Here is a 16193-nt window from a genome sequence, read left to right on the forward strand (position 1 = left end):
CGCAACGCAAGCGCCCGTTTCATGCTCCTCGATCTGCGCGGTAAGAAGGCCCTGGTCACCGGCATCGCCAATAACAAGTCGATCGCCTGGGGCATCGCCCAGCAGCTGCACGCCGCTGGCGCCGAGCTCGGGGTCACCTATCTGCCTGATGACAAGGGGCGCTTTGAAGGGAAGGTGCGTGAGCTGACCGCTCCCCTGGCCCCCACCCTGTTCGAGCCCCTGAACGTGCAGGACCCCGCTCAGATCGAAGCGGTCTTCGCCAAGGTCAAGGAGCAGTGGGGCCAGATCGATGTCCTGGTGCACTGCCTGGCCTTCGCCGGTAAGGACGAGCTGATTGGTGACTACTCGAACATCTCTCCCGAGGGCTTTGCCCGTGCCCTCGAGGTGAGCGCCTACTCCTTGGCACCGCTCTGCAAGCACGCCAAGCCGCTCTTCAGCGAAGGCGGCAGTGTGATCACCCTCAGCTACCTCGGTGCTGAGCGCGCGATCCCCAACTACAACGTCATGGGCGTGGCCAAGGCCGCCCTGGAAGCCTCAGTGCGCTACCTGGCCGCTGAGCTGGGCGAGAAGCAGGTGCGCGTGAACGCCATCAGCGCCGGCCCGATCCGCACCCTGGCCAGCTCGGCCATCGGCGGCATCCTCGACATGATCCACAACGTCGAAGAGAAGGCTCCCCTGCACCGCACCGTCACCCAGGACGAAGTGGGCGGGACCGCGGCTTTCCTCGCCAGCAACCTGGCCTCCGGCATCACCGGCCAGACCATCTATGTCGACGCCGGGTACTGCATCACCGGCATGTGAGCGGCAGACTGAGCTGAGGAGGGCATGACCATGCGCACGGGCGAGATCCATCGCGTCACCGGTGAAACCGATGTGCGCGTCAAGTTGAACCTCGATGGCACGGGCCAGTGCAGCGCCAGCACGGGCGTGCCCTTCCTCGATCACATGCTTCATCAGATCAGCAGCCACGGGCTGGTGGATCTGGAGATCAATGCCGTGGGTGACACCCACATCGACGATCACCACACCAATGAGGACGTGGGGATCGCCGTGGGTCAGGCCCTGGCCCAGGCCCTGGGGGACCGGCGCGGGATTCATCGCTTCGGTCACTTTGTGGCGCCCCTGGATGAGGCCTTGGTGCAGGTGGCCCTCGATTGCAGCGGCCGCCCGCACCTGAGCTTTGGCCTGCAGCTCCCCGCTCAGAAGATCGGCAGCTACGACACCGAGCTGGTTAAAGAGTTCTTTGTGGCCGTGGTGAATAACTCCGGCCTCACCCTGCACATCCGGCAGCTGGATGGGGTGAATTCACACCACATCGTTGAGGCCTGCTTCAAGGCGTTTGCAAGGGCGCTGCGCCAGGCCACCGAGGTGGATCCGCGCCGCGCCGGAGCGGTGCCCAGCAGCAAGGGCGTGCTGGAGCGCGCGGGCGCCTAGGCCCGCTTAACACTCCGTTACGCGATGATGGTGGCGTCGCTCAGCGTCTTTGCCCATGACCGTCGCCCCCGCTCTCGGCTACGACCGCTCCGATTGGGCCAGCGCCTTCCGCAATGTTGGCGTCGAGCTTGATGGCGTCGCGCTGACCGCAGCCCGGGGCGCGATTCCAGCTGAGCTCGAGGGCACCTTGTATCGGAATGGTCCCGGTCGGTTGGAGCGGGGTGGTCAGTGGGTGCATCACCCTTTTGACGGGGACGGCATGATCACCGCCCTGCGGTTTGAGGGTGGTCAGGTCCAGCTGCGCAATCGCTTTGTGCGCACCGAAGGCTTTGAGGCCGAGGAGCAGGCGGACAAATTCCTCTACCGAGGTGTCTTTGGCACCCAGAAGCCAGGAGGCATTGCCGCCAATGCCTTTGACCTGCGTCTGAAAAACATCGCCAACACCCATGTGGTGCGGCTGGGAGATCAGCTGTTGGCCCTGTGGGAGGCCGCCGAACCCCATGCGCTTGACCCTGAGACCCTGGAAACCCGCGGCCTCAGCCGGCTGGATGGCTTGCTCAAGCCCGGTGAGGCCTTCAGTGCCCATCCCCGCTTTGACCCAGGTCACCATGGCGAGCCTCGGATGGTGACCTTTGGCGTGAAGGCCGGCCCCCGCAGCACGATTCGGCTGATGGAGTTCTCCAGCACCGGAGCACTCTTGGCCGATAGCCGCCACAGCTTCAAGGGCTTTGCCTTCCTGCATGACTTCGCGATCACCCCGAACTGGGCGGTCTTCCTGCAGAACGCCGTTGCCTTTAATCCGACGGGCTTTGTCATCGGCCAGAAGGGCGCGGCCCAGTGCCTCAGCTCAAAGCCTGGCGAGAAAGGCCAGTTCTGGCTGATCCCCCGCAGCGGCGAGGGCAAGCCGCTGCAGATCCCTGCTCCCGAGGGCTTTGTCTTCCACCACCTCAATGCCTTTGAAGACGGCGAGGAGTTGGTGGTGGATTCGATCTACTACGACGACTTCCCCTCGATCGGTCCCGATGTGGACTTCCGCCAGGTCGACTTTGAGTCGATTCCAGAGGGGCAGCTGGTGCGCTGCCGTATCCATCTCGAGAGCGGTGCGGTCAGCACCGAGGTGCTCGAAGCGCGCACCTGCGAGTTCGCGATGGTCAACCCCGAGCGGCAGGGCCTGGAGGCCCGCTACAGCTGGATGGCCGTGGCGGAGCGGGAGCGCGGCAACGACCCCCTGCAGGCGATCAAAAAGCTGGATCTCAGCAGTGGAGCTGGCCGGGTCTGGAGCGCGGCGCCCCGTGGCTTTGTCAGCGAGCCACTGATGGTGCCCCGCCCCGGTGCCACGGCTGAGGACGACGGTTGGGTGCTCTGCCTGGTCTGGAACGGTGCCCGCTGTGCCAGTGATCTGGTGATCCTGGATGCAGCCAGCTTGGCGCAGGTGGCGGTGCTGGAGCTCCCTCTCGCAGTGCCCCACGGCCTGCATGGGAGTTGGGCCCAGGCCTGATGCCCTGGTTTGTCAAAACCGAGCGCTTCCTGCGGCCCTACGTCGAGATGAAACCCCATCTCGAGGCCCATCGCCGCTGGGTCGAGCAGCTGCGTGGCGAAGGTCAGGTGCTTAGCAGTGGCTACTTGGTGGATGGTGAGGGTCGGCCTGGCGGCGGTGGGCTGTTGTTGCTGCAGGCCGGGGACTACAGCGAAGCCGAAGCGTTGATCCAGCAGGACCCGATGGTGCTCAGCGGCGGGGTGGAGTGGACCCTGCAGCAATGGCGCCCTGCGGTGGGTGATCTGGGGGTGATCTGAGCGGCCAGTTGGATTTGGTCGCAGGTGTGGCTTGATCCGGTTGTTGCTGCCTCGTGGATTGCCCGTAGACAGGAGTGATCAGCCCCCTGAGCCATGTTCAGCCTTCGATCCGCCGCCCTGGGCTTCTGCCTGATTCCTGCCCTCTCCCCTCTGGCGCTGATCCAACCCGCCCAGGCAGGGGGTGGTGATCGCTGCGGCGGCACCCTCTATCAACTGCAGGTCAGCCAAAGCGGCACCACCGCCTTTGACCGTTTTCGCTTCAACCTCGGCCTTGATGCCGAGGCAGGAACAAAGGCCGAGGCGATGGAGCAGATCAGTTCCCGACTTGAGCGGTTGCGCACAGCCTTGACCCCACTGGTGAGCGGGCCGATGACGATTCCTGCACCGCGCACCTATGCCATTGGTGGCGGCAGCGCTGGGCCTCGGCGGCAGCGGGCCAGCACCAGTGTCTCGGGAGAGGTCAGTAAGGGCAACTACGACGCCCTGATCAAGGCAGCAGGCACCTTGCCTGGGGTGAGCCTGCGTGGCTTCACGTCGCTGGCGGCGAGCGGTAGTGCGGAAACAGTGCAGGCTCAGTTGATGCGCCAGGCCTTGGCCGACGGCAAGCGCCAGGCCCAGGCCACGGCCGATGCCCTTGGGCTGCGCAGGGTTCAGTTGCTGCGGATTAATCAGCGTGGCGGCTATGGGCCAAGGCCGATGCCCTACAACCGCGCCCTCTCGGCCAGCTTCAACCCAGAGGAAGCCCCGGCTCCTCGCAACTCGGTGAGCCTGGCGTTGGATTACTGCCTCTCTTGAGCCAGCAGGGCCTGCAGTTGGGGTTTTAGGGCTGAGAAGGCGCGGCCCCGATGCCCCACGTCGGCCTTGAGCGCTTTGGGCATCTCCGCAAAGCTGAGCTGTACTTCCGGCACATAGAAGACGGGGTCGTAGCCAAAGCCGCCATCGCCTCGGCATGCCATCAGGATTTGGCCTGGGCAGTGACCTTCCACTTCAAGGACCACACGACCACTGGGGTCAGCGAGCGCCAAGGCGGCGGTGAAGCGTGCGGAACGGGCCGCCGGGTCGAGGGCGCCCGCGTCATTCAGCTCCTGTAGGAGCCGTTCAATGCGCGCTGCATCGGTGGCGGCGTAGCGGGCTGAGTGCACGCCGGGGACGCCGCCGAGGGCATCGACGCTGAGGCCGGAATCGTCGGCCAGGGCCCACTGCCCTGTGGCTTGTGCCACCGCCTCGGCCTTGAGGCGGGCGTTCGCCGCAAAGGTGTCGCCGGTTTCCTCTACCTCAATGCCCTCGGGCTGGGGTTGGGTGTCGAGGCCCAGGTCCTTCAGGAGTTGAGCGAACTCACGCACCTTGCCGGCGTTGCCGCTGGCGATCACCAGGGTGGTCATCAGATTCCTTCAGCCAGTTGGCGCGCCCAGGAGAGCACTTCAGCCACACGCGCTTCGCTCGGGGCTTCGCAATAGAGCCGCAGTAGGGGCTCGGTGCCGGAGAAGCGCAGCATCAACCAGTGGCTGGGACCGAGGCGCAGTTTTACGCCGTCGGTGGTGATCACCTCTTGAACAGGGGATCCGGCGACCTCCTTTGGCGGGGTGCTGGCGAGGAAGTCCTCCAGCCGCTGCCGGGTGGCCATGTCCTTGAGGCGTAGGTCCAGGCGGTCGTAGGCCGCGGCACCGCCGCAGCGCTCCTGCAACGCACTGACTCGTACGCCCAAGGGCTCTCCCCCCTCCACCAACGCCTCAATCAAGAGCAGCGCGGCGTAGAGGGCATCGCGCTCCGGCAGGTGGCTTCCGAAGCCAACACCGCCTGATTCCTCGCCGCCCACCAGCACGTCACTGCTGAGCATTTCAGCGGCGATGTATTTGAAGCCCACGGCCTTCTCGAGCACCGGCTGGCCCAGGTCTTCGGCCACCAGTTGCATCAGATCGGAGCCGCTCACGGTTTTCACCACCGAACCGCTCAGACCCTTGGCCCGGGCCAGGTGATCAATGAACAGGGGCATCAGCAGCTGGGTGCTGCAGAAGCGTCCTTGTTCATCCACCGCCGCAATGCGATCGCCATCCCCGTCAAAGACGATGCCGACGGCCGGCCGACCAGCCAGGGTCGAGGCCCGCACCTCTGCGATCAGTTGCTGCAGGTAGGGGGCCAGGGGTTCGGGCGGGTTGCCGCCAAAGAGGGGGTCGCGGTTGGAGCGGATTTCGCACAGGTGATCGCTTTTCGCTGCACCTGCGAGCAGGCGGCTCAGTCCACCGGCCGCGGAGCCGTGCATTGGATCGACGATCACCTGCAGGCCTAGGCGCTCGAGTCCGGCGCTTAGAGCTGCGGTGTCCACCTTGGCTTTGAGGCCCGCGAGGTAGGTCCCCATGGCGTCAAAACGCAGGGTCTCGCCTTGGATCGGCACGGAGATGCCGCCTGCCTGCAGCCGCTGCTCCACCCGCTTGGTGAAGTCGCCTTCCACTGATCCACCGAAGGGGCCTTTGATCTTCAGGCCCAGCCATTCCGGGGGGTTGTGGCTGGCGGTGATCACCAATGCACCGAGGGCCTGGCGTTCCACCACGGCCCAGCTGGCGGCCGGAGTGGGGATGGGTGCTTCCGCCAACACCGGCACCAAATCGGCGCCGCGCACCGCGCTGCAGATCGCTTCAGCCAGTTCCGGTGCGAGGAAGCGGCGGTCGTAGCCGACCACAATCTCGCGGCTGTTCAGTCCGGCGGGTGCTGAGGCCTCCAGTTCCCGGGCGGACGCGGCAGCAACCGGCAGGAGCCTCTCGACCGTGATGTCCACGCCGAGGATGCCGCGCCAACCGTCGGTGCCGAAGGCAATGGGGCTGGCCTCCAGAGGCAGGGGCGTTGAAGCCATCGGAGCAGGGCAGGGGCGACTTCCACGTGCTAGCAGCCTGCGGCGGCCACCTAGCGTCAGGGGGTGCCAGCTCAGATCCTGCTCAACGACCGGCTCTTGCGCAGTTGGTTGCGCTGCAAGCGCCGCGCCTGGCTGGATTGCCATGGCGATAGCGACCAGCGGCTCTGGACGTCCCACCGCGAACTGCAGCTCGATGAGCAGCGCCGCAGTTTCGCGACCTTGTTCCCTGAGCGCCCCGGCCACGGGGAGGCGGCAGCCCAGGCCGGAGTTCCGGCGGTGGTGGGCCTGCGCCTGAAGGGTGAAGGCGTCGAGGCCCACCCGCCCCTGCTCCAGAGGGTCAAAGGCGAAAGCCGTTGGGGGCCTCACAGCTATCGGCCGGTGTTGTTTCGGCCGGGACGGCGGACGACGCGTGAGCACCGCTACGTCCTGGCCCTCTGGGGGCGGTTGCTGGCGGAGGTGCAACAGGCACCGGTTCGAACCGCCTTGGTGCTCTCGGGATCAGGCCGGGGGTTGCAGCAGGAGACCGTCCCCTTGGCTGGCAGCCTGCCGCGACAGCTGGATGAAGCGCTGGAGCGCCTGGCCGAGGATCTGCGACGGCCCACGCCGCCTCCCTTGGTGGCCGATCGCAAGAAGTGCGTGCTCTGCAGTTGGAAGGCCAGCTGTGACCAAGTGGCCGCGGAGGAGGGACACCTCAGCGAAGTCAGTGGGATCGGCGCCAAGCGGCGCGACATGTTGATGGAGCTGGGGATCGATCGTCTCGGTGCCCTGGCTGAGGCCGATCCAGGCGACCTGGCGGATCGCCTGATGACCTATGGCGAGCAGCACGCCGAGATTGCGCCGCAGCTGGTCACCCAAGCCCAGGTGCAGGCCAGGGGCGAACCGTTGCGGCGCGACCCTCTGGCGGCCCTGCCGGAGTTGGCGAAGGCACCTGGGGTGCTCATTTACGACATCGAATCGGATCCCGATGCCCGTGACGATTTCCTGCATGGCTTTGTGCGGCTGCCGCGCAATCCCGATGGCAGTTGGCCGGATCTGACCCAGGCCTCCGCTGCGCCTTATCACCCGGTTCTGGCCCTGCTGGAGCACGGCGAAGAGCGGCTCTGGCAGCGCCTGATGCGTTTGCTCGAGGCCTATCCCGATTGGCCGGTCTTGCACTTCGGCGAAACGGAGGTCTTGGCCCTGGTCAAGATGGGCCAACGCCTGGGCGTGCGCGAGCGGGAGCTCAAGGCCCTACGGGCCCGGATGCTGGATGTTCATCAGCGCGTGCGCCAGCACTGGTGGATGCCCACCAACAGCTACGGGCTGAAGGCAGTGGCCAGTTGGCTTGGCTTCCGTTGGAGCCAGCAGGGTGTCGATGGCGCTCGGGCCCTGCTCTGGTGGCGGCGCTGGCGCCTGGGGGGAGCCGGCACCGATGGCCGTGGTTCTCGCCAGAACCTGCGCCGGATCTTCCGCTACAACCACGACGATGCCCTGGCGACCTGGGTAGTCGCCCGTTGGCTTCTCGATCAGCCCTGACCGCCAGCGCTGATTGGAGGCGCGATAAAGGCCAGGGGTGTGCTGATGGTCACCTCGGTGCCGCCTGCGTGCAGGGTGCTGGCTTCGAGCTGAGAGCGGCGGATCAGCGCCAGCCCCCGGCCGCCCTGAGAGGAGGTCACCACTCCAGCCCGCTCGCCGCCGGCGCTGCTCAGGGTTGTGCCGGGCTCGAGGGCTTCGCTGCTCTCCCAGTAGCGCAGCTGTTGCTTGACCCCGTCGTAGGTGGCGAGTTTCGCCAGGGTCTCCTGGCCCACGTAGCAACCCTTGTTCAGGCTCACCCACTGGGCCAGTCCGAGTTCAAATGGATTGGTGTCGTCGTTGAGTTCGCTCGGTTCGGCGGGCAGGCCATGGCGGAGGCGGTTGGCTTCCACCTGCTCGCCGGACCATTCCGGAAGGTCAGCGAGCCATGGCGGCAGCTCCTCGTCAGATCGCTGCAAGACAACGGCAGCATTTGGACCGCTGCCGAGGTCGACGCCGGGACGCAGCAGCACGCTGTCTTCGGTTTGGGCGTCGCCCTGCCACTGCCAGAGGGTGGCCGGCTCAATCGCACCCAGCCGCACGTTGTCGGCGGGGAAGAGCACGCGATCCAGGTCGGCCCGGATGGCCTCACCATTTCCTGCGATGACGATCAGGTCAGCGCCTGCGTCATCGACGCAGACCAGCGCCAGGCCGCGCATTCGGGCCGTGGGACTGATCAGGCAGGTCGGCAGGCAGTCTCCGGCTTTGGCCAGTTCAATCGCTTGACTGCTCTGGCCGTGGAGAAAGCGGCGGGTGTCGCTGCCCTCCAGGCGGATCAAGCTGACGGGAGTGCCCCAGCGGCTGGCTGCGCTCATGCCTGGTGTGCGGCTGCGACTTCATCCAGCTGGAACAGGCTGCGCAGTTCCAGACCGGCCTCCTGCATGGCAGCGAGACCGCCTTCCTGGCGATCAACGATCGTCACGACGCGCTCGACGACATACCCCGCTTCGCGCAACTGCTTCACCGCTTTGAGGGAGGAGCCACCAGTGGTGACCACGTCCTCGAGCACGGTGATCCGGCTGCCCGCTTCCGGCAGGGGCCCTTCCAGCCAGGCACCGGTGCCATGGCCTTTGGCTTCCTTGCGGACGATCAGGGCATCCAGGGCTTGACCAGCCAAGGCTGCGGCTTGGGCCACGCCGCTGACCAGGGGGTCGGCGCCGAGGGTGAGGCCCGCGACGGCCACAGCGCCGGGCTCCACCAGTTCCAGCATTTGGGCCGACAGCAGCGCGAGGCCTAATCCGCTGAGGCTGACGGGCTTGCAGTTGACGTAGTGATTGCTGGTGCGACCGGAGGCCAGGGTGAAGTTGCCGTGGCGGTAGGCCCGCGTGGCCAGCAGTTCCAGCAGCAGTTGCCGCTGTTCGGTGCTGGTGGAAGGCAGGGAAACGGTGGTAGTCACTCCGCTGGCGTCGAGCTCTCGGTCTGTCTAGTTTGCGCCTAGAGCCCAGAGCCCCAAGGGATGCAGCTGCTCCGCGCACTCGCCATTGCTGCCGCTGCGGCGGGATCGCTGATCCCGGCTGCTTCAGCCGGCCCCGTTGTCTGCCGCACCAGCATCGAGGCGCCCCTCGATGGTTCTCCCTTGGTGGAGGTGAGTCGCTGCGGGCCGGTGACGACCACGGCTGAGCTGATGGAGCAGCGCTTCTTCAGCTACACCGCCCCCTATGCCCGCGGGGTCAGCGTCTTGAATCAGATCACCGATGTTCTCGGCATTGCCATGGGCGGCCGCGAGGGCAACCGGGTGATGGGTCTGGGTTTCCCCGATCAGACGATCGTCTGGGACGGTTCGGCGGTCGAGAACACCTATCAAGTGCTGCTGGATCAGCAGAGCACCCCGCTGCCTTGGCGCACGGCCGATGTCTCCAATGGCTTCTGCCAGGGGTTGCCCCAGGGCGGCTGCAGCAACCTCTCTGCTCCCGTGCGCGGCCTGTGGTAAACCACACCCGCTGGGGGTCTAGCAATCTGGTGAATGCAGCGGACTCATAATCCGCCTTAGGCGAGTTCGATCCTCGCGACCCCCATTCTTCGGCGATGCGATTTCTGGCTCCGGCGGCCCTGCTGATCCTGCTGGCCTTTTTCGCCGCCTCCGAATTTTCCCTGATTCGCCTGCGCCCGACCCGGGTGCAGTTGCTCGAGGAGGACGGCCACGCTGGTGCGACCGCCGTGGCACGCCTGCAGCGGCGTTTGCGCCGGGCCCTGGTGGCGACGCAGCTCGGCATGGCCATGGCCCTGTTGGCGCTGGGCTGGAGTGGCCGCGCCCTGGCGGAACGGCTCTCCGCTGCCGCGGGCCAGCAGGTCTGGTGGGACATCGCTGTCTTTGCGGTCCTCGTGCTCTTGGCCACTCTGTTGGGCGGCTTGGTGCCGAAGGCATGGGTCTTGCATCGCCCCGAAGCCACCGCCCTTCGGCTGGCCCCGGTGCTCGAGAACCTGATTCGCACCCTGGCGCCGTTTTTGGCGGTGGTGGAGCGTCTGGGTGATGGGGTGCTGCGCCTACTGGGTTTGCCGCGCAACTGGGATCAGTTGGTGCCGGCCCTCTCAGCGGGTGAGCTCGAAACCCTGATTGAGTCCAACAGCGTCACCGGCTTGATGCCCGATGAGCGCGACATGTTGGAGGGTCTCTTTTCTCTGCGCGATACCCAGGTGCGGGAGGTGATGGTCCCCCGTTCGGGCATGGTCACTTTGCCTTTGGAGGTGCGCTTTGGTGAGCTGATGGAAGCCGTCCATACGACCCACCACGCCCGCTTCCCGGTCTTGGGCAGTTCCCTCGATGACGTGCGCGGGGTGCTGGACCTCAGGCGTTTGGCGGAACCGATTGCCAAGGGACTTCTGCAGCGCGACACACCGTTGGCTCCCTATGTCACCCCGGTCACCAAGGTTCAAGAGACCACGCCAGTCGCTGAATTGCTGCCCTTGATTCGCAGTGGTCAACCGCTTCTCCTGGTGGTGGATGAGCACGGAGGCACCGAGGGTCTGGTCACGATCTCCGACTTCACCAGCGAGATCGTCGGCGAAGAGGAGGATCCAGAAAATCCCGAGGAGGATCTCCAGCAGCTCCAGGACGACAGCTGGCTGGTGGCCGGAGATCTGGAGATTTATGAGCTGAACCGGGAGCTCAACCTCCAGTTGCCTGAATCCGACGAACATCACACCCTCGCCGGCTTTCTCTTGGAGCGCCTGCAGCACATCCCTTCACCCGGAGAAAGTGTGTTCTGGAAGGGGCATCAATTTGAGGTCCTCGCGATGGATGGTCCCCGGATTGACCGTGTAGAGATCAGTCGCCGTTTGGCAGAGCCCGTCAGCGATGACGACCTTTGATCCCTGATAATTACTGCGCCGGAACACCAACGCCATGAAGCCAGTCCGCGTTGGGGTCATCGGGATCGGAAACATGGGCTGGCACCACGCCCGGGTGCTCAGCCTGCTCAAGGATGCGGAGCTTGTCGGGGTTGCGGACCCAGACCCCCATCGCGGTCAGCTTGCGGTCGAGCAGTTTGGCTGCCGCTGGTTTGGGGAGTACACCGAGCTGCTGAAGGAAGTCGAGGCGGTTTGCATCGCGGTGCCGACACTCCTGCACCACCGCGTCGGCATGGCCTGCTTTGACGCGGGCGTCCACGTCCTGATCGAGAAGCCAATCGCAGCGACCCAAGACGAGGCCTCCGATCTGATTCGAGCGGCGAAATCCTCCGGCCGTCTGCTGCAGGTGGGGCACATCGAGCGCTTTAACCCGGCCTTCCGCGAGTTGGTCAAGGTGGTAGCTGGCGAGGAGGTTGTTGTGCTGGAGGCCCGCCGCCACAGCCCCAACCCGGACCGCGCCAATGACGTCTCGGTGGTGCTGGATCTCATGATCCATGACATCGATTTGGTGCTGGAACTGGCGCAGGCCCCTGTTATTCGCCTTGCCGCTGCCGGCGGCCGCAGCGCCGATGGTCCGATCGATTACGTCAATGCCACCTTGGGCTTTGCCAATGGTGTCGTCGCCAGCCTGACCGCCAGCAAGATGGCGCACCGCAAAATCCGCAGCCTCTCCGCCCACTGCCGCAGCGCCCTGGTGGAGACCGATTTCCTCAACCGCAGCCTGCAGATCCACCGGCGGACCCACCAGTCCTTCAGCGCTGACCACGGTGAATTGCTGTATCGCAACGATGGATTCATCGAAGAGGTCAGCACCTCGCCGGTGGACCCCCTGGTCGCTGAGCTGGAGCATTTCCTCCAGTGCGTTCGCGGTGAGGAGAAGCCCGCCGTCGACGGCCCTCAGGCGTCGCGGGCCCTGCTGCTGGCTGATCTGATCGAGCAGTGCGTCGAGCAGGCCAACATCTGCATGACCCTGCCGGAGCCGATCTAACTCAGGCCATCTCCGCCAGTTCTTTCAGCGCCAGCAGCTGCCAGCGGCGGCAGTCAGCTGGTGAGGCGCGATAGAAGGCATCCCAGGCATCGCCTTTGTGGCTGCCGTACTCCGCGGGATCGGTCTCCGGATGGCGCTGCTGCCAGCCGACGCGGACCGCGTGGCCAATCACCACATCCAGCACCAGGTCGTCAGCGACGCTGACCTCCGGGTTGGCATCGACGAAGGCAATCAGGGTGACCAGGGTCTCGATGCAGAGGCGGCGGTATTCGGGCGCCTCAATCTTGCTGAGCAGGTGCTCGACGTGGACCGCAAAGTTGCGCTCGCCGGGAGTCTTCTCCTTGAGCAGCGGCGCGCTCTCGAGCCGGTTGCGGCGCTCGAGCTTGTCGCCGATGACCAGACCGCGGCAGTGGTGCAGCAGGCTCCAGATTCCGGGGTGGAAGTCCCGGGGCACGTTCTGCAGCGCACCCATGCGCTCCCGGTGTTTCAGCCAGTTTTCACCCTTTTCGAGCTCCTCCAAGGGTTCAGGAGCCTCCCAGCTCACCCGGCCACTGAGGTGCAGTTGCTCCTTGCGTTGCAGGGCGGCCTTGGCGTGCTCCACATCGCTGAGCACCTGCTTGAGCCGCCGTCCGATGGCGTGGGGCGGCGTGTCGCAGAGGGCCTCGAAGGCTTCACTCGGTGAGAGGTTCTGCTCCCCGGCCACTTCACTGGTGAGCAGCAGCAGCAGTTGCCCCAGCTGCAGGGTCAGGCTGCCGCTGAGAAGGGCGGGATCACGTCGGGCCAGACCATCGAGGGCCAGCAGGAGTTCCTGCTGCAGCACCCATTCGCGGCTGTCCTCGCCGCTGTAGAGGCGGATCATGGCTGCAATCGCCTTGCTGCTGAGGGGCTGGGTGATCAGGGAGTCGTTGGTGTAGTTGCGTCCAACAACGACCTGTTTCTGGCGCACCAAGAGATCGGTGAGGGCATCTTCAAGCTGGGGATGAACCAAGCCCAGGACTCCAGCGCAGCGCCGCACTACGTTCCAGTCCCCATCCTTGAGGGCGCGGCGGTAGGCCTCCTCCAACAGGGCCTTGGGTGTTGCATGGCCCTTGGGTCCGGTCAGGACGGCCGAGAGGCCGAGCCGGCGGACCAAGAGCTCAAGTAGCTCGGCTTGCTCCTGTAGGGAGGCGCTTTGCCAGAGCCGCTCCAGCAGCGCATCTAGGCTGGATTCCTCCAGCTCTTGCTCTTGTTCGGCGGTCAGCGGTTTGTCCAGGCCGCTGCTCTGCAGTCCTTGGATGGGCTCCGCAGCGCTGACGGCAGCCTCCGGTTGCGCATTGGGCAGTTCCGCCCAGCAGGCTTGGTTGGCCAGGTCGTCCAAGCTGCCGAGTTGCACCGCGGTTCCACTCAGCACGCCGCTCCGCAGGGTCTCCCCAAGCCGCAAGAAGGTTTCAGGGCTGCGCTGGAAGGGTCCTTCTTCGACAGGGATCAGCAGCAGCGGTAGCCCGCTGCCGCGCCAGTGGCGTTGCAACTGACTGATTTCGTTGGTGACCGCATCTACCAGTTGCTCGGGGTCATCGGAGAGATAGAAGGTGTCCTCCTCCAGCACCGCTGGCAAAAAGGCCAGGGTTTGGCCGTCTTGGCGGTAGAGCCGGGCGGTGGCCATGGTCTCCATGCGCAGCCGCGGATGACCGCTCAGGCCCAGTCGCGCATTCGCGCCCACCTGGGCCATCCGCCGGCCGAGCTCTTGGGAGCTGGCGATGTTGCTGGGCCCTGGGCGGCTGACGGCCAGTCCCGCCTGCTCCAGGGCCGCTGCGATGTGCTCGCGGGCGGGGACGAAACTCACCAGGACCTGAGGCGCCCCCAGACTGCGGCTGCGGCGCCTTTCGCTGGGGTCCAGTTGCTGCGGCTCCAGTAGGCCCAGCAGCATCAGGTCGCTGAGCCAGGTCAGGCTTTGCGTCCAGAGGAGGGGAACGTTGTCGTTGGCAATGCGCTCCTGGCTTCCTGGTTGCTTGCGCTCAGCCTCGATGCTGGCTTTCGGGACCAGATAGACCTCCGGCAGCAGCTCGATGCCGTCCACGTCGACGGCAACCTTGCGCAGCCGCTCCCGCCAGCTCCAGGCCTCACTCCAGCGTTCTTCGCAGCAGGCCGTGATCAGCTCATAGGCCAGGAACAGGGGCCATTCGCATTCGATGTGCTCGAACTGGGCCAGTTCCTCCCGTTCGTAGTGCAGTCGGTTGTGGTCCTCGACGACGGTTTGGTGGCCGTCCCGGCGGAAGCGCTTGTAGCCGTAGGGTCCGCCCAATTCGGTGCGGATCTTGTTGCGGGTGCGCTCCACCAGGGCGCTGTCTTCCACGGCCCAGGCCGGGTAGCCAATCACCGAGAGGCAGGCCGCATCGACTTCTTTGCTGGCTGATTCCCGGGGCAACAGGCCGCTGAGGGCGCGCCGCAGCCGCACGATGGCGTCGTGGGGAATGTGCAGGTGGCACTGACCATTGCCGTGGGGGCCATAGAGATCCAGGGCTTCCAGGGCCTCGAGGGCAGCCTTAACCAGACCAATGGAGCTGGCGTTGCGCTCTGGGAGGCCGTGGTTGCCTTTGTCCCCGCGCTCCCAGATGCCGTAATCGCGCACCCGGTAGGCGCGAGCCACGTAATAGACGAGGTTTTGCAGGAAGTCCCGTTCGTGGCTCGTTTGAACCACCACCAGTCCCGAACGGGTCAGCTGGGCGAGCTGCAAAAGGAATAGTGCCGTGGCATCGAGCTGCAGGTGCCCCCAGCCGTCATCGGGGACCACCGGATCGCCACTGCCGGTGTCGTATTTGGCATGCAGGCAATCGAGCGGGGAGAGGGTCTGCTTGAAGCGCTCGACCTTGTGGGCCTGGCGCAGCATCGCGTTGAGTAGACCCCGCATCAGTTGCAGCACCCGCTGCTCCAGCTCGTAGACGCGGGCGGTGGCGCCACTCAGACGCCGATGGGCCAGGGCGAGGCCCCAGACGCATTGGATTGAGTAGACGCAGTCCCGCACCCAGGCATCGCCGTAGTTGCCGTGGACGTTGTTGGCGGTGCTGGCGGGGAGCAGGCCGGTGATCGGGTGTTGGCGCTGCAGCACCACCTGATCGATCTGCCGGTCCAGTTCTTGGAGGCGCTGCCAAGCCTCAGCGGCACTCAGCTGCAGCGGTGCGGCGCTGTTCGCAACCGGGGCGCTGCTGAGGGTCATGGGCGAGCACTGCCTGAAGGCAAGCCATAGATTCTCCCGTGCGGCCTATCCACGACGGCATCAATGGCGACTCCCGCCAGCCCCAATGCGTTTGATCAGCCCGCCTGGGAGACCGCCCAGGTCTTGGGTGTGCAGGTGGCCGTGGCCGCCGATGTGCTCGAGGCCGCCCTGGCCTTGAAGCAACGGGGGGCGGTCAGATCGTCACCTTGAACGCCGAGATGACGATGTCGGCCCTAGCCGATCCCGCCCTAGGTGGGGCGATCGCGGCGGCGGATCTGGTGATCCCTGATGGTGCCGGTGTGGTCTGGGCTCTCAAGCGCCAGGGTTACCGGGTGCGCCGCAGTCCAGGTATTGAGCTCGCCCGTCAGCTCCTGGTCGAGGCGGCTTCCCGCAGCTGGCGTGTGGCTTTGGTGGGCGCTAGCCCCGAGGTGATGGCGCTGGTCTCGGCCCGGCTGAAAAAAGAGATTCCTGGCCTGAACCTGCAGTTCAGCATCCACGGCTATCAAAGCCCGGAGCAGTGGCCTGGCATTGAGCAGCAACTCCGCGAGGCCAGGCCGGATCTGGTGCTCGCGGCCTTGGGTGTGCCGCGCCAAGAGACCTGGATCCAGCGCATGCATGCCGATCAGCCCGGTATTTGGATGGGAGTTGGCGGCAGTTTTGACGTCTGGTCGGGCGCGAAACAGCGTGCTCCCCAGTGGATGTGCCGTTTGCAGATCGAATGGCTGTATCGCCTCGTTCAAGAGCCAAGCCGTTGGCGCCGGATGTTGGCGCTGCCGGAATTTGCCTGGGCCGTCTTGCGCGGGTGCTAATCCCGGATGGCAAGCAAAAAGCGGTGGAGACCCAATGGGCCCCCACCGCTTTTTTTGTTTCGCTCTTCAGCTCAGCTTGGAATCAGCGGAAGCCGACGGAGGCTTGCCAGACAAAGGCCAGCAGCAGGAAGAACAGGGGAATGATCGGCAGGATGTCAATCAGAGGACCGAAGGCTTGGTAGGCCTCGGGCAGCTGGGCCAGGGTCTGCAGGGCGTAGGCGGCCATCC

At 65.5% G+C, this 16193-nt stretch carries 15 protein-coding genes, 1 tRNA gene and 1 pseudogene; 11 read left to right on the top strand and 6 right to left on the bottom strand.

The window, feature by feature from the left end; all coding sequences use genetic code 11:
* Window positions 1–21: 21 nt before the first annotated feature.
* From fabI to CB0205_RS0103610, 5 genes are all read left to right on the top strand, one after another.
* Window positions 22–801 (top strand): enoyl-ACP reductase FabI, encoded by a 780-nt coding sequence (fabI, locus tag CB0205_RS0103590; protein WP_010314422.1) that lies wholly within the window; start codon window positions 22–24, stop codon window positions 799–801.
* Window positions 802–825: 24 nt separating this feature from the next.
* A complete protein-coding gene (gene hisB, locus CB0205_RS0103595) occupies window positions 826–1434 on the top strand; it encodes an imidazoleglycerol-phosphate dehydratase HisB (protein WP_010314425.1) in 609 nt (202 codons plus the stop codon).
* Window positions 1435–1489: 55 nt separating this feature from the next.
* Window positions 1490–2932, top strand: a complete 1443-nt coding sequence (locus CB0205_RS0103600; RefSeq protein WP_010314427.1) for a carotenoid oxygenase family protein — start codon at window positions 1490–1492, stop codon at window positions 2930–2932.
* Window positions 2932–3228, top strand: coding sequence for a YciI family protein (locus CB0205_RS0103605; RefSeq protein WP_010314429.1), 297 nt, complete (start codon window positions 2932–2934; stop codon window positions 3226–3228). The genes CB0205_RS0103600 and CB0205_RS0103605 overlap by 1 nt, the downstream gene beginning before the upstream one ends.
* A gap of 93 nt (window positions 3229–3321) precedes the next feature.
* Entirely contained in the window at window positions 3322–4023 is a 702-nt protein-coding gene (locus CB0205_RS0103610; RefSeq protein WP_010314432.1) for an SIMPL domain-containing protein, read from the top strand.
* Here CB0205_RS0103610 and rdgB read toward each other — a convergent pair.
* Window positions 4008–4610, bottom strand: coding sequence for an RdgB/HAM1 family non-canonical purine NTP pyrophosphatase (gene rdgB, locus CB0205_RS0103615; protein WP_010314434.1), 603 nt, complete (start codon window positions 4608–4610; stop codon window positions 4008–4010). The genes CB0205_RS0103610 and rdgB overlap by 16 nt on opposite strands.
* Window positions 4610–6076 carry a phosphomannomutase gene (locus tag CB0205_RS0103620; protein ID WP_010314437.1) on the bottom strand — a complete coding sequence of 489 codons (1467 nt, stop codon included), beginning with the start codon at window positions 6074–6076 and terminating at the stop codon, window positions 4610–4612. The genes rdgB and CB0205_RS0103620 overlap by 1 nt, the downstream gene beginning before the upstream one ends.
* 63 nt (window positions 6077–6139) lie before the next feature.
* Between CB0205_RS0103620 and CB0205_RS0103625 the strand changes: the two genes are divergently transcribed.
* Window positions 6140–7591: a TM0106 family RecB-like putative nuclease gene (locus tag CB0205_RS0103625; protein ID WP_010314439.1), complete on the top strand. Its 1452-nt coding sequence runs from the start codon at window positions 6140–6142 to the stop codon at window positions 7589–7591.
* Here the strand turns inward: CB0205_RS0103625 and CB0205_RS0103630 are convergent.
* Together CB0205_RS0103630 and pyrE are read right to left on the bottom strand one after the other, a co-directional pair.
* Entirely contained in the window at window positions 7582–8442 is an 861-nt protein-coding gene (locus tag CB0205_RS0103630; RefSeq protein ID WP_010314441.1) for a folate-binding protein YgfZ, read from the bottom strand. The two genes, CB0205_RS0103625 and CB0205_RS0103630, sit on opposite strands and share 10 nt — an antisense overlap.
* A complete protein-coding gene (gene pyrE / locus CB0205_RS0103635) occupies window positions 8439–9023 on the bottom strand; it encodes an orotate phosphoribosyltransferase (protein ID WP_010314443.1) in 585 nt (194 codons plus the stop codon). Before pyrE ends, CB0205_RS0103630 begins: the two co-directional genes overlap by 4 nt.
* Window positions 9024–9083: 60 nt before the next feature.
* On the opposite strand from pyrE, the gene CB0205_RS0103640 reads away from it, so the two are divergent.
* The 4 genes from CB0205_RS0103640 (at window position 9084) to CB0205_RS0103655 (ending at window position 11963) form a co-directional block, all read left to right on the top strand.
* Window positions 9084–9557 carry a hypothetical protein gene (locus CB0205_RS0103640; protein ID WP_010314447.1) on the top strand — a complete coding sequence of 158 codons (474 nt, stop codon included), beginning with the start codon at window positions 9084–9086 and terminating at the stop codon, window positions 9555–9557.
* Window positions 9558–9569: 12 nt separating this feature from the next.
* Window positions 9570–9642, top strand: a tRNA-Ile gene (locus CB0205_RS0103645).
* 10 nt (window positions 9643–9652) lie between these two features.
* Entirely contained in the window at window positions 9653–10936 is a 1284-nt protein-coding gene (locus tag CB0205_RS0103650) for a hemolysin family protein (protein ID WP_010314448.1), read from the top strand.
* Window positions 10937–10970: 34 nt separating this feature from the next.
* Complete coding sequence (locus tag CB0205_RS0103655) at window positions 10971–11963, top strand: Gfo/Idh/MocA family protein (protein ID WP_010314452.1); 993 nt, start codon at window positions 10971–10973, stop codon at window positions 11961–11963.
* A 1-nt stretch (window position 11964) separates the two neighbouring features.
* On the opposite strand, the gene CB0205_RS0103660 is transcribed toward CB0205_RS0103655, so the two are convergent.
* Complete coding sequence (locus CB0205_RS0103660; RefSeq protein ID WP_010314454.1) at window positions 11965–15156, bottom strand: glycoside hydrolase family 15 protein; 3192 nt, start codon at window positions 15154–15156, stop codon at window positions 11965–11967.
* Between the two features lie 63 nt (window positions 15157–15219).
* On the opposite strand from CB0205_RS0103660, the pseudogene CB0205_RS0103670 reads away from it, so the two are divergent.
* Window positions 15220–15965 (top strand): annotated as a pseudogene (locus CB0205_RS0103670) (WecB/TagA/CpsF family glycosyltransferase).
* Window positions 15966–16047: 82 nt separating this feature from the next.
* Here the strand turns inward: CB0205_RS0103670 and CB0205_RS0103675 are convergent.
* Window positions 16048–16191, bottom strand: coding sequence for a photosystem II reaction center protein K (locus CB0205_RS0103675; RefSeq protein ID WP_010314460.1), 144 nt, complete (start codon window positions 16189–16191; stop codon window positions 16048–16050).
* Between the last annotated feature and the right edge of the window lie 2 nt (window positions 16192–16193).

It is taken from the genome of Synechococcus sp. CB0205 (assembly GCF_000179255.1).
Lineage (GTDB): Bacteria > Cyanobacteriota > Cyanobacteriia > PCC-6307 > Cyanobiaceae > Vulcanococcus.